The following is a 12694-nucleotide window of genomic DNA, read 5'->3' as shown; positions in this document are numbered from 1 at the left end:
CCCTGGCCCGCATCCCTCCCTGAGGGTCTCCTCCACCTGAAGGAGGTGGGGCCGGCACCAGCAGTACAACCTGAGGCGGACACCGCTTCGGGACTTGGGGCCGATCCGCGACAGTAGTAGCCGCTCCTAGCGTGGACCCATGACCACGCCAGTCTGCACAAGCGCTTCGAAGGCCGCCTCGCCGCTGCCTTCGTACGCACCGACCGTGCGCCATGCCGCCTATTCGTCGTTCTCGTCGTACGTACGGGCGCGGGGGCCCGTGCTGCTGCGAACCGCCCGCTCGCTCACCGCGAACCCGAGCGATGCCGAGGACCTGCTGCAGACCGCGCTCACGAAGACCTACGTCGCGTGGGAGCGGATCGAGGACCACCGGGCACTCGACGGCTATGTCCGGCGAGCCCTGCTCAACACCCGTACCTCACAGTGGCGCAAGCGCAAGGTCGACGAGTTCGCCTGCGACGAGCTGCCCGAGCCGGAGACCGTGCCCGAGCCCGACCTCGCCGAGCAGCAGGTGCTGCACGACGCGATGTGGCGCGCCGTGATGAAACTGCCGGACCGGCAGCGGGCGATGGTCGTGCTGCGTTACTACGAGGATCTCAGCGAGGCCCAGACCGCCGAGGTGCTCGGCGTTTCCGTCGGCACGGTCAAGAGCGCGGTGTCCCGGGCGCTCGGCAAGCTGCGCGAGGACCCGGAGCTGTCGCCCGTGCGCTGAAGGCTGCCCGCGCCGCCCGGGCCTCTGGTTTCTCCCGTGCCTCTCGTGTCTCCCGCGCGCTGAAGGTCCGCGGATCCCTCGCCGAATCCCACTACCCGGGGGTAGTGACATACCGCGCGGTATGTGAGCAGAATCGTCACACCCTTACTGCCACGTAGCGCTAGCGCCCACCGGGAGGACGCCGTGCTGAGCACCATGCAGGACGTACCACTGACTGTGACCCGCATCCTTCGCCATGGGATGACGATCCACGGAAAGTCGCAGATCACCACTTGGACGGGGGAGGCCGAGCCGCAGCGCCGCAGTTTCGCGGAAGTCGGCGAGCGCGCCACCCAGCTGGCCAACGCCCTGCGCGACGAGCTCGGGATCGACGGCGACCAGCGCGTCGCCACACTGATGTGGAACAACGCCGAGCATGTCGAGGCGTACTTCGCGATCCCTGCCATGGGCGCCGTACTGCACACCCTCAACCTCCGCCTGCCCGCGGAGCAGCTGGTATGGATCGTCAACCACGCCGCCGACCGGGCCGTCATCGTCAACGGCTCGCTGCTCCCGCTGCTCGCACCGCTTCTGCCGCATCTGCCGACGATCGAGCACATCGTCGTCTCCGGCCCCGGCGACCGCAGCCTGCTCGACGACGCCCAGGCGCAGGTGCATGAGTACGAGGAGCTGATCGCCGGCCGCCCGACCACGTACGACTGGCCGGAGCTGGACGAGCGCACCGCGGCCGCCATGTGTTACACCTCCGGCACCACCGGCGACCCCAAGGGCGTCGTCTACTCCCACCGCTCGATCTATCTGCACTCGATGCAGGTCAATATGACCGAGTCGATGGGCCTCACGGAGCGGGACACCACGCTCGTCGTGGTCCCGCAGTTCCACGTCAACGCCTGGGGCCTGCCGCACGCCACGTTCATGACCGGCATCAACATGCTGATGCCCGACCGCTTCCTGCAGCCCGCGCCGCTCGCCGAGATGATCGAGCGCGAGAAGCCCTCGCACGCCGCCGCCGTCCCCACCATCTGGCAGGGCCTGCTCGCCGAAGTCACCGCGAACCCTCGCGACCTGAGCTCCATGAAGCACGTCACCATCGGTGGCGCGGCCTGCCCACCGGCGCTGATGGAGGCGTACGACAAGCTGGGCGTGCGGCTGCTCCACGCCTGGGGCATGACGGAGACCTCCCCGCTCGGCACGATGGCCCACCCGCCGGCCGGACTGAGCGCGGAGGAGGAGTGGCCCTACCGCATCACCCAGGGCCGTTTCCCGGCGGGCGTCGAGGCGCGGCTGGTCGGCCCCGGCGGCGAGATCCTGCCGTGGGACGGCGCGTCGGCGGGTGAGCTGGAGGTGCGCGGCAACTGGATCGCGGGCGCGTACTACGGCGGCGCGGGCGGCGACGACTTCAAGCCCGAGGACAAGTTCAGCGAGGACGGCTGGCTGAAGACCGGAGACGTCGGTGTGATCAGCACCGACGGCTTCCTGACACTGACCGACCGGGCGAAGGACGTGATCAAGTCCGGCGGCGAATGGATCTCCAGCGTTGATCTGGAGAACGCGCTGATGGCGCACCCCGAGATCGCCGAGGCCGCGGTGGTCGCAGTCCCGGACGACAAGTGGGGCGAGCGCCCGCTGGCGACGGTGGTGCTCACGGAGGGGTCGACCGCGACCTACGAGTCGCTGCGGGACTTCCTCGCCGAGCGGATCGCGAAGTGGCAGCTGCCCGAGCGGTGGGCGGTGATCCCGGCGGTGCCGAAGACGAGTGTGGGCAAGTTCGACAAGAAGGTGATCCGCAAGCAGTACGCGGACGGTGAGCTGGACGTCACCCAGCTCTAGTGCGGAGCGCGGAGGGGCGGCCTTGACAACTGCCGCCCCTTTCGCGCGAATTCACACCAATTCACACCAATTCGCGTCACATCGCCTGCGGCCTCATGCCGCCTCATACGGCATCTCATGCCGCATCGCATGCGACATCTCGCGTCACATCAATTCGTGCCGATCTTCGCGAGCAGATCGACGATGCGGGCCTGGACCTCGTTGCTGGTGGAGCGCTCCGCGAGGAAGAGCACCGTCTCCCCCGACGAGAGGCGCGGCAGCTCCGCCCGGTCGAGGCCCGCCGATGTGTAGACGACCAGCGGCGTCCGGTTCAGCCGGCCGTTCGCACGCAGCCAGTCGATGATCCCGGCGCGTCGGCGGCGTACCTGCATCAGGTCCATCACCACCAGGTTCGGCCGCATCTGGGTGGCGAGCGTGACCGCGTCCGTGTCCGCGCCGGCCCGGGCCACCTGCATGCCGCGGCGTTCCAGCGTGGCCGTCAGCGCGAGCGCGATCTCCTCGTGCTCCTCGATCAACAGCACGCGCGAGGGGTGCTGTTCACTGTCGCGCGGCGCCAGCGCCTTGAGCAGTACCGCCGGATCGGCGCCGTACGCGGCCTCCCGCGTCGCCTGCCCCAGACCGGCCGTCACCAGCACCGGCACCTCGGCGGCGACCGCGGCCTGACGCAGCGACTGCAGCGCCGTCCGGGTGATCGGGCCGGTCAGCGGGTCGACGAAGAGCGCCGCCGGGAAGGCAGCGATCTGCGCGTCGACCTCCTCGCGCGAGTGCACGACCACAGGGCGGTAGCCGCGGTCGCTCAGCGCCTGCTGGGTCGAGACGTCGGGCGCCGGCCAGACAAGCAGACGGCGCGGGTTGTCCAGCGGCTCCGGAGGCAGTTCGTCGTCGACGGGCTGCGGCTGCGGCCGGTTGGCCACCTCGACCGCGCCACCAGGTCCGTCCAGCGGCTCGGGGCCTTCTGCGCCCTCGTCGGGGGCTCCTATCGCGTATGCCCGGCCCTCGGTCCGATCGGCGGCCAGCCGCGGACCGGTCTGCGCCGGGGCCTGCGGGTGCGGACGGGCGCCGGGTTCGGTCCTGGGCTCGGGCCGCTCGCCCTCAGGAGGCGTGGCCAGCTTGCGGCGGCGGCCGGAGCCGAGCGTCTGGTTCTGCTTCTCGGCGATCTGCTGCGAGAACGGCACGCCCTGCCCGAGCGTGCGCACGCTGAACGCCCGTCCCTGCGTGGAGTCGGCCGGCACCGGCGCCTCCGCGGGCAGCGGCTGCGCGGCCCGCGGCGTGGCGGGCTCGGCGGCGGGCAGCGGCTGGGGCAGGGCTGTCGAGCCGGTGCCCTGGGAGGTCGGCTCGACGCCCTGAGCCGGGGCGGCCTGGTCGGCGGTCGCCGTGTGCTGACCGGTGGAGTCGTCGGAGGCGAGCGCGGCGAGACCGGCGCCCAAGCTGCCGTTCTCCCCCCAGCCCGTCTGCACGCCAGGCTGCACGCCGGTCCGAACCTCCGGCTGCGCGTCCACCGGCGCGTCCACCGGCACATCCGGCTGCGCATCGTGCTGTACGCCTGCCGACGCGTCCGGCGCCGTCTCGGTCGGCAGCGACTGCGCCTCCTTGCGGGCCCGTCGGCGGCCCGTCGGCACCGGATGCGGCTGCGGCGGCGTGTGGTGGTGCGTGCCCGGCTCGGTGCGTACGGCCTCGTGCTCACCCGGCAGCGACCCCGGCAGCGACGCATCGGCCTCACCGGCCGTCGGCGGGATCCGGTCGGCCTCGGCCGGCGGAAGCGCGAACGCCGTGCGCGCGCCCTCCACCTCGGCCGGCGCGGTCGCCAGCGCCCGCCTGGCCCGCCGCCCGGCGGGCGGCACCGGAGCAGCGACCGGAGCACTGAGCGCGGGAGGAGCGGCAGACAGCTCCGGCAGCCCGCCTTCGGCGCCGCGCCGCGCGCGCCGCCCTGTTCCGTGCGCGTCCACGGGCACACCCTGCGGAGGCACCGCCTCGCCGAGCGCCGCGCGCCCGTTCGCCGCGGCCGCGCCCTCGGCGGCCGTCACGACCGCGCCCTCGGCGGGTCGGCCGGCTCCCGCGGCGACCACGACGGCTTCGTCGGCAGGGCTCGGCCGCCCGCGCCGCCGTCCGGTCCCGCCGCCCTTGCCCTCACTCGGGTCCTGGGCCGGGATCAGTTCCTGCCGCGGCTCCTCGGTCTGGCCCCGGCGACGCCCGGTCGGCGGGGTTGCCACCGGGTCCTCCATGGCCACCGGGCTCTCCAGGAAGGCATCCGTGGAGGCCCGCCGCGCGCGCCGCCGGCCGCCGCCGGACGTACCGGGGGAGCCGCCCGTCTGCTGCTCCGGCAGAGCGAGGGCACTGCCGACGGCCGGTTCCGGAGGAGTCACGGTCCCCGAGCCGTCGCCGAGCGGCAACTCCAGGACATACGCGCTGCCGCTCATCCCCGGCACCTCGTGGGTCTGCAGCACACCGCCGTGCGCCCGTACGATTCCGCGCACGATCGGCTCGTGCACCGGGTCTCCCCCGGCGAACGGCCCGCGCACCTCGATCCGTACGACATCACCGCGCTGCGCCGCCGCGATCACGACCGTCGAGTCCACATACCCGCCGCCCGGCACCACCCTGGTCTTGCCGGTGGAGTCGACCCCGGCCACGTCCGCGACCAGATGCGCGAGTGCGGTCGCCAGACGCCCCGCGTCCACCTCTGCCTCTATCGGCGGCGTGTGCACCGCGAACTGCGCCCGCCCGGGGCCGATCAGCTCGATCGCGCCCTCGACGCCGGCCGCAACGACGGCGTCGAGCAGCACGTTGGCCTTATGAAGCTCTTCCGCGCCCGTGTCGAGCCGCTGATAACCCAGGACATTGTCGACAAGCGTCGTCATACGGGCATATCCGGCGGCCAGATGATGCAGGATCTGATTGGCCTCGGGCCACAGCTGTCCGGCCGGATCGGCGGCCAGCGTGCCCAGTTCGGCGCGGAGTTCCTCCAGTGGCCCGCGCAGCGACTCGCCCAGGACGGCGGTCAGCTGGGCATGCCGGGCGGCCAGCTCCTCGTACCGGTCCGTCCGCTCCTCGATCTCGGCCGCGTACCGCTCCGACTTGTCCGCGAGCTCGGCCGTCAGCCGTTCGGTCGTCTCCTCGACCTCGGCCGTCAGCCGCTTCGTGGTCTCCTCGAGCTCCGCGGCGTGCTGCTCGGCCAGTTCCTCGTACGGCCGCCGGTCGGTGAAGGTCATCACCGCGCCGACGAGCTGGTCCCCGTCCCGTACAGGCGCGGTCGTCAGATCGACCGCCACCTTCGAACCGTTCTTGGCCCACAGCACCTGCCCGCGCACCCGGTGCTTGCGGCCGGACTTGAGCGTGTCCGCGAGCGGCGACCCTTCGTACGGGAAGGGCTCACCGTCCGCGCGCGAGTGCAGGATCAGCGGGTGCAGCTCCTGGCCGCCGAGGTCGCTCGCCCGGAACCCGAGGATCTGCGCGGCGGCCGGATTGACCAGCACGACCCGCCCGTCGGTGTCCGTGCCGACCACGCCCTCGGACGCCGCCCGCAGGATCATCTCGGTCTGCCGCTGCGAACGCGCCAGCTCCGCTTCCGTGTCCACGGTGCCCGACAGATCCCGTACGACGAGCATCAGCAGCTCGTCGCCGGTGTAGCCGCTGTACGAGTCGTACGCCTCGCGCCCGTCCTCCAGGCTCGCGCTCGTGACCTCGACCGGGAACTCACTGCCGTCCGTGCGCCGCGCGATCATCCGCGCGGGCTTGGTGCGCCCGCGTTCGTCGGCCGCCTCGGGGCGTCGCATGGAGCCGGGAATCAGCCGCGAGTCGAAGGAGGGAAGCAGATCGAGCAACCCGCGTCCGACGAGCGCGGTGCCGGGCGTCTCGAAAAGTTCGAGGGCGATGGTGTTGGCGTTGACGACCGTGCCGTTGCAGTTGACGAGCACAAGCCCGTCCGGAAGGGCGTCGAGTATGGCTGCGAGGCGAGCAGCGCCTCGGGATGGCCTGCTGCTCACGACGACGGTTCCTCCCTGACCTACTGCATATTGCGGACGGCCGGTCCCATCTTGCCTCTCGGGCCCCAGCCTGTCACTGGAGGGAGTCTAAAGGCAGCAGATGCGCGGGCGCGGCGGATGAGGGGGAGCTCTCACCAAGGTTGTGTGCACATGGCGTACGCCTTGGGCTTATGACCTGGTGTTCGGCAGTACGGGTTCCAGGGTCTGCCACCGCGAGATTTCACAGCCGTTGCTCCGGCGGAACGTGGCGTCCACCTGACGTCCCTGCCAGGTGCCGGTGACCCGCGCGGTGGCCGGCCCGCCCATCTGCTGCGTACACATCATGTCCTCCGGCACCGGCGCGAAGGGGTCCTGCCCATCCTGCGCGAGCTGCTCCAGCCGTTCGCAGGCCCCCTCCGCCGCGGGATGCGTCCCACCGGTGGGCTCGCACTCGAGCTCGTATCTCCCGTCGGTCCGCGTGTTCCCCGTCTCGGCAACGATGACCGTCAGATGATCCGCAGGCTCCGACAGCAGCGGCAGCGGAAGGGGGAGGGGGAGGGGCGAGGCCCCGGCGACAGGCACGCCGCCGACGAGGGCGGCGGCGGAGACGGTTGCGATCAGGACGATGCGACGCAGCATGGGTGCTCCTCGAACTGAAGGGTCACGGTTTTCGTGCGAGGCGCCAGGCGCCTGCATCTCTAACGCTCCGTGCGCCCGGGCGTTGCGCAACCGGGCCGCCGCCGCCGGGTGACGCGCGGCGCCCTCGCGGGCTTTCGGGGGGACACCCCATGCCCCGGGACTTTGCCCTGCGGCCCGCGTGCCTAGTACCGTGGACAGCGATTGGTGACACCCCGCCCGGCTGTGTCATCATCTGCACGCACCACTCGCGCCCGCGCGGGTGTGCTGGAGGCGTCGCCTAGTCCGGTCTATGGCGCCGCACTGCTAATGCGGTTTGGGTCTTAAAGCCCATCGAGGGTTCAAATCCCTCCGCCTCCGCCGGCTGATCACCGAAGCCCCGTCCTGATGGCCGGGGCTTCGGTCGTTCGCAGGGGGCTTCGGGTGGGCGTTTCTGGGGCGTTTTCGCAGGTCAGGTGGGTTGTGGTTAACGGATTTCACCTGACGGCGCGGGTCATGTAATGTTGTTCCCGCAACGCCGACCAGGCACAACAGCCCGGAACGCCAAGCACTCGTAGCTTAACGGATAGAGCATCTGACTACGGATCAGAAGGTTGCAGGTTCGAATCCTGCCGAGTGCACAACAGGCCAGAGGCCCTGTCGAGAGATCGACAGGGCCTCTGGTTTTGCGTTGACGGCGGTGGTTGACGGCAACCGCTTCTAGATCGCGGCGATTACTCCAGGTGTGCCGTCATCGCCGTCCGGCCGGTTGCCGTCAATGCCTGCCAGCGCATCACTGACGCGGTCGAAGGCGGCTCGCTGGGTGTCCGGCCGGACGAAGGTGTAGGCGTCCATGGTCACGCGGATCGAGCTGTGTCCGAGGACTTCCATGATCGTCCTGGCGTCGGCCCCTTGATCGTGGAGCAGTGAGGCGCAGGTGTGCCGAAGATCGTGGAAGCGCACGTGCTGCCGGATACCCGCGCGCCGACTCGGGGTCTCGAAGGCGCGGTTCAGGCTGCGCGGCTCTATCGGTGTCCCGTTGCGGGTCGTGAAGACCAGATCAGTCGTCGTCCACTTGTCCCCGCGGGCCAGCTGGTCGGCACGCTGCTGAGCACGACGAGCGCGTAGAGCGGTCACGCACTCGGCGGGCAGTGGCGCGCGTGGAGCGACGCGTCTTGGTGGCTGCCCGCACCAGCTCACCGCCGACCCGCTGGAGACTCTGCCGAATATGGATCACACCGTCATGAAGATCCACGTCCTTCCACCGAAGGCCGAGCACTTCGCCCCGTCGCAGGCCCAGCCGTACGGCCAGCTCGTACACAGGAGCACCAGGAGGAAGCGCGCCGTTCGATCCGAGTGGTACCTCTCGCAGCACTCTCCGACGGCACAGCACCGCTGCTTGCGCTCCGGCCACTTCTTGTCCTTCTCCAGCGCGCAGCACTGGCAGGTGCGTGCCACCTGGCCGAGGAACGCGCGGATGTCACGAGCAGCGAGACGGGCCATCTTCTTCCTGCCGATGCCCGGAACGATGTAATTCCGCACCAGGGATTCGTAAAGTTGTTCGGCGTCCGGGAGGGCTGGGTGAGGCTCTAATACTGCTTGCCGAAAAGTCATCCCTTGGCGCTGGATCGTCAGGGCACCTCCCGACGCCTCGCCCACGGCTGCGAAACCAATCCGCACCGGTTTGAAGCCATGATTCACCTCGCGATGATCGACATCATCCGCAGGCGACTCACCCGTGAATCCACGCCGAACTGGCGCGACACCTGAAAGCCCAATCCGAAAATCATCCCCGGGATAGAACGCTTTTCGAGAATGTCTTCGACAGGGCAACCGGGAGTTACCCCTATCAGGGTGGCCCTTTCTGGGCGCTCGGTGTAGTGGGTGTGCCGACGGCAACGATGCGGTGTGGGCTGAAGCTTGGCAATCCGAGGCCAGGCGTGGCATTAGGGCCCGTTCAGTTGTGCGAGAGAAAAGGACACCATCGTGAAGAAGCTTGTTCCTGCTGCCGTGTTCGTGGGTCTGCTCCCCGCCCTGTTGGTCGGCGCCACCACTGCGTCCGCTACAGGCCACTACAGCTGCAGCAACGGCCTCGCCAACGTAGTCACCTGCAACAACACGAACGTTGGCCCAGTGATCGTGAAGATCACCGGAAACCGGACGCTGACCGGTAACGAGCTCAGCGTGCTGGAGAACAACCTCAACAACGCCACCGTCAACGTCACGACCCTGAAGAACGTGACCGTGAACACCTACAAGTCCTTCAACCCGAGCGTCACGATCAAGAGCATCAACGTCTGCATCGCGTCAGTCTGCAAGTAGCCCCGCCAGCTCAGGGCGGACCGACGACGCCGGGGTCACCTGTTCATCCAGGGGCCCCGGCGTTTTCGCGGCATTACCTTCCGGCCCCACACAGGCAGTTGCGTCTTCACCGCAGATTCGCGTCGTGAGGACGTGTCGTTTCACCCGGATGGGTGGGCGCGAGTCGCGGAGCCGTGCGATCAACATGAGGCTGACCTGGGAATCGGTTATCTCACATGACACATGGTCAGTGAACCGTCCCCTTGGCCTCACAGGAGCACAGCGTGCGTCACTTCAAGCATGTCAGTCTGAGCACGGCCGCCGGATTGGCTGCCCTCCTTCTCTGCTCTCACCCAGTGTCGGCAGCTTCGAGCAGTTCCGGGGGGAAAGAGGAGGTCTTCGAGCTGGTCGCGCAGCAGACTCAGGGCAGCGGTTTCATCGATGTTGACGGGTCCTCCGGTCCCAGCCAAGGGGACGAAATCGTCATCAGTGGAGACCTTTTCGTCGGCGCCACCGCGGTCGGCAACTACGGCGAGATTTGCACGCTGACCCGTACCGCCCCTGGTGATGAGTTCGACATGCAGTGTGCGGGCTCCCTTGCCCTCGCCCAGGGGCAGATCACCATGCAAGGACGGTTTACCGTCACCAGCGCTGGTCCCGGCGACACCAACTTTGCGATCACCGGAGGCACGGGGGGCTACCGCACCGCCCGCGGCTTCATCCACTCTGTCTACGTCAGTGACACGGAGACGCAGCTCACCGTCCACCTCATCCGCTGACAGGGCAGGAGAGGGCAAGAATACAGGCCTTGATCATCAAGGTGCCTCGCATCGAGGGGGTCTGGGGTTCAAATCCCCACAGGCCCTACCGCAGCTGAGACTCCCGATCGGCGCCGGGCGAAGGATCGGTCGAACACCGACCACGACACCGAGGGGAAAGAACACCGGTGAGCAACTCGCCGACCGGGCCACACCCTCCATGCCTGCCCAGTAAGAGGGCGGCCCCCCGCTGCCAACGCGGCGGGGGGCCACTTTCTGTGCTCAGCGCTCACTCTCCCGGCGGGGGCCAGAGGGAGAGTCGCTACCTGCGCGCGCTACCTGTTGGCTGGGCCGTCCGGGTCATCGCTCGCCGGGGGCAGCGGGCGATGGCCCTCACTGTGATCGTTCACCCAGCCGCAAAGGGGGCACGCATACCGGCCATCAAGACCGGCGATTCGAGTGCCGCACTGGCGGCAATCAGTTTCCGTAATCTCGGTCGGTGCGGGTTCCGGAAGCTGGGCCAGCCATGGTGCGCAGGCTACCGGCCGCGGGGCCACGCCGCTTTGCCATCCGCAGGTGCCGCACAGCCAGCCTCCCGTCGGCCCCTGCTGGGTAGATGCCCCGCAGTTTGGACATTGCATCAAGCTACCTCCCCAACTGACCGAGCAACTGATGGTGATGATCAGCAGTACGCCTGTGAATCGGGCAGCGGTGTCGTACAAGTGCCTCACCGCCGGCCCTCGGCGCTCGAAGCAGGCCGCGACACGTGCGGTGACAGGGCCTTGAGCTTCAGCGTCCGGTTCGTCTCCAGAGTCTCGCGCTCGCGCCGACTGGCCTGACGGCAGTGATATTTCGACGCCCACCACGTCAGTCCCGACGGCCGGACGATCTCCAGTTCGTCACCTTCGATGGCATTAACTTCACCGACCTGGCATCGGATGCCGTCACTTACGACGTCGCCTACGCGGAACCACTCCGTCATGGCTGGGCCACTCTGAGCGCCTTCGGGGCCTGTCTCCGTCTTGGCCACGCTGGCATCGTGCCGCCCCATCAAGGACGTATCTGCCCCCAAGCTAGGGACAGTTGAGACGTTCGGCAGTAGCGTCTGAGGAACGCCCAAACGTCCCAGGAGAAGTCTTGAACACTGCTCTACGATCGGCTATGTCGGCGGCGGGCATGTCTGCGCGGCAACTGGCGATCCTGCCGAGTGCACACAGCTCAAAGCACCCTCGGGATCATCCCGCAGGGGGCTTTGTCGTGTCGTACAGCAGCGAAGTACAGCAACGGCCGAAGGCTACTGATCTCTGGGCCGAGCCGCGTAGGTAGGGTGTCCGCTCGATGTCGTGCCATGCCGGGGGGTTCTGGCAGCAGTGCCGCGACCGGAGGGGGCCTACATGAAGTTCAACTGTGGATTGGTCGGGCTTGCGGCCATTGCGCTGGCCGCACTGGCGGGCTGCCGGCCAGCCTCTCCAACGACAGTGGGCGCTGGTGCCTCGTCTGCGGAGCTGCAGGGCCACTGGTGGACGTGGGCAGCGTCCGAGCCCGAGGAGACGAACCCCATTGCCGACGATGACGGAAGCGCATGTGATCGAAACCAACCACGAGACATGTGGTTCCTGGCAGGCACCTTCGGTGGCCACGCCAAGCGTGCGTGCACCATTCCCGCCGGTCGCCCGGTCGCTTTCCCCGTCATGAATAGCTTTGGCGATCATACGGACTGTGCAGCCTTCATGATCAGCGCATACGGGACAGCGTTCCTGGATGGCGAAATGCTCGAGCCGGAGACCTACGAAGGTGAGTCGATCACGTTGCACAGCGTTCGGGGCAACGCGGTCACCGGAACAGAAGGCCACATCAGAGCTATTGGGTGCGGCCTGTGGGTCCGGCTGCAATCGCTGGAGCCCGGGGCACATGCGCTGAGGATCCGAGGTCAGTCAGGTGAATTCTCGACGGGCGTGGACTACGCGCTGACCGTAGAGGCCCCGTCGTCGTAGGCCAGCCGTAACAGCGAAGACCCGGGGGCAGTCCCCAGGTCTTCTGCACTGCTACGCGGGCGGCTGTGGATGACTCAGCCGGTGCCGCCCAACGCCTCGGACTGCTTGCCGCGGGACACCGATGGAGCCGCGCAGCCTGAACCGCGCCCCTCTGCCACCGACAGCAGTTCGATCTCCCGTCGTGTCCCTGTGCTCAGCTCGACGTTCCGAGCAACGTTCCGCGGTAGCTCGTCCTCCCGTACGGCGTGCTGGAGCGCCGACCGCAGGAGCACCAGGAGCAAGCGCACCGTTCGATCCGATGGGTACTTCTCGCAGCACTCTCCGACGGCACAGCACCGCCGCTTGCGCTCAGGCCGCTTCTTGAATTCCGCACCAGGGATTCGTCATTGACCCAGGTAACCCGGCGCACCTTCGGTTTCGAGACGTGCTCCAGCCAGTACGCCAGATATTCGGCAACGGTCTGTTTCATGACCGACACAGCTCCCGGACGTGGGCACGGGAGTGATCGCGTTGAGAAGTCAT

Annotated in this window: 11 protein-coding genes and 2 tRNA genes; 8 read left to right on the top strand and 5 right to left on the bottom strand. The window is 68.5% G+C overall.

Annotated features, from left to right (window positions below; translation table 11 throughout):
* Window positions 1–139: 139 nt before the first annotated feature.
* A complete protein-coding gene (locus tag ACI2LP_RS15500) occupies window positions 140–712 on the top strand; it encodes a SigE family RNA polymerase sigma factor (RefSeq protein WP_404725040.1) in 573 nt (190 codons plus the stop codon).
* A gap of 183 nt (window positions 713–895) precedes the next feature.
* Complete coding sequence (locus tag ACI2LP_RS15495) at window positions 896–2542, top strand: long-chain fatty acid--CoA ligase (protein WP_404725039.1); 1647 nt, start codon at window positions 896–898, stop codon at window positions 2540–2542.
* Window positions 2543–2691: 149 nt separating this feature from the next.
* On the opposite strand, the gene ACI2LP_RS15490 is transcribed toward ACI2LP_RS15495, so the two are convergent.
* Together ACI2LP_RS15490 and ACI2LP_RS15485 are read right to left on the bottom strand one after the other, a co-directional pair.
* Window positions 2692–6525: a PAS domain-containing protein gene (locus tag ACI2LP_RS15490; protein ID WP_404725038.1), complete on the bottom strand. Its 3834-nt coding sequence runs from the start codon at window positions 6523–6525 to the stop codon at window positions 2692–2694.
* Window positions 6526–6693: 168 nt separating this feature from the next.
* On the bottom strand, window positions 6694–7143 hold the full coding sequence (locus ACI2LP_RS15485; protein WP_404725037.1) for an SSI family serine proteinase inhibitor: 450 nt from the start codon (window positions 7141–7143) through the stop codon (window positions 6694–6696).
* 266 nt (window positions 7144–7409) lie between these two features.
* Here ACI2LP_RS15485 and ACI2LP_RS15480 point away from each other — a divergent pair.
* Both ACI2LP_RS15480 and ACI2LP_RS15475 read left to right on the top strand, forming a co-directional pair.
* Window positions 7410–7500: transfer RNA gene (locus ACI2LP_RS15480), tRNA-Ser, on the top strand.
* Between the two features lie 187 nt (window positions 7501–7687).
* Window positions 7688–7760, top strand: a tRNA-Arg gene (locus tag ACI2LP_RS15475).
* A 79-nt stretch (window positions 7761–7839) separates the two neighbouring features.
* Here ACI2LP_RS15475 and ACI2LP_RS15470 read toward each other — a convergent pair.
* A complete protein-coding gene (locus ACI2LP_RS15470; protein WP_404725036.1) occupies window positions 7840–8256 on the bottom strand; it encodes a tyrosine-type recombinase/integrase in 417 nt (138 codons plus the stop codon).
* Window positions 8257–8352: 96 nt separating this feature from the next.
* The gene (locus ACI2LP_RS15465) at window positions 8353–8661 is read right to left on the bottom strand and encodes a hypothetical protein (protein WP_404725035.1); all 309 of its coding nucleotides are present in this window, start codon (window positions 8659–8661) and stop codon (window positions 8353–8355) included.
* A 75-nt stretch (window positions 8662–8736) separates the two neighbouring features.
* Between ACI2LP_RS15465 and ACI2LP_RS15460 the strand changes: the two genes are divergently transcribed.
* The 3 genes from ACI2LP_RS15460 to ACI2LP_RS15450 all read left to right on the top strand — a co-directional run bounded on the left by ACI2LP_RS15460 (window position 8737) and on the right by ACI2LP_RS15450 (window position 10199).
* Window positions 8737–8889 (top strand): hypothetical protein, encoded by a 153-nt coding sequence (locus ACI2LP_RS15460; RefSeq protein ID WP_404725034.1) that lies wholly within the window; start codon window positions 8737–8739, stop codon window positions 8887–8889.
* A 216-nt stretch (window positions 8890–9105) separates the two neighbouring features.
* Window positions 9106–9441, top strand: a complete 336-nt coding sequence (locus tag ACI2LP_RS15455) for a hypothetical protein (RefSeq protein WP_404725033.1) — start codon at window positions 9106–9108, stop codon at window positions 9439–9441.
* A gap of 263 nt (window positions 9442–9704) precedes the next feature.
* Window positions 9705–10199, top strand: coding sequence for a hypothetical protein (locus ACI2LP_RS15450; RefSeq protein ID WP_404725032.1), 495 nt, complete (start codon window positions 9705–9707; stop codon window positions 10197–10199).
* A 706-nt stretch (window positions 10200–10905) separates the two neighbouring features.
* Here the strand turns inward: ACI2LP_RS15450 and ACI2LP_RS15445 are convergent.
* Window positions 10906–11208 (bottom strand): hypothetical protein, encoded by a 303-nt coding sequence (locus tag ACI2LP_RS15445; RefSeq protein ID WP_404725031.1) that lies wholly within the window; start codon window positions 11206–11208, stop codon window positions 10906–10908.
* A gap of 364 nt (window positions 11209–11572) precedes the next feature.
* Between ACI2LP_RS15445 and ACI2LP_RS15440 the strand changes: the two genes are divergently transcribed.
* Complete coding sequence (locus tag ACI2LP_RS15440; protein WP_404725030.1) at window positions 11573–12172, top strand: signal protein; 600 nt, start codon at window positions 11573–11575, stop codon at window positions 12170–12172.
* The last annotated feature ends 522 nt before the right edge of the window (window positions 12173–12694 follow it).

The organism is Streptomyces sp. NPDC019890, assembly GCF_044903445.1.
Classification (GTDB): Bacteria; Actinomycetota; Actinomycetes; order Streptomycetales; family Streptomycetaceae; genus Streptomyces.
Note: the sequence above shows the minus strand (reverse complement) of the source record. Positions and strands in the feature narration are given on the sequence as shown.